We start from the raw sequence: 406 nt of genomic DNA on the forward strand, positions 1-406 counted from the left end.
GGAAATGGGCGCCGAGCAGCTTTTGGGCCAGGGCGACATGCTCTACATGGCCGGCGGCGGCCGGATCACGCGCGTGCACGGCCCGTTCTGCTCCGACGAGGAAGTCGAGCATGTGGTGGCGCACCTGAAGCGCCAGGGCCGGCCGCAATACCTCGAGGCGGTCACCGCCGACGAGGAGGAGGCGGCGCCGGACGCGGCGGTGTTCGACCAGGGCGAGTTCGGGGCGCCGGGCGGGGATCTGTACGATCAGGCGGTGGCGGTGGTGCTGCGCGACAAGAAGGCGTCGACGAGCTACATCCAGCGCCGGCTGCAGATCGGCTACAACCGCGCCGCCTCGCTGATGGAGCGCATGGAGCAGGAGGGCATCGTCGGTCCCGCCAACCACGCCGGAAAACGCGAGATTCTG

Annotated in this window: 1 protein-coding gene; it reads left to right on the top strand. The window is 69.7% G+C overall.

Features of this window, described 5'->3' with window-relative positions:
* A partial coding sequence (locus ACUXUR_RS26845) for a DNA translocase FtsK (protein ID WP_445505398.1) occupies nt 1-406 on the top strand: 406 nt, incomplete at both ends.

The organism is Microvirga medicaginis (assembly GCF_052658925.1).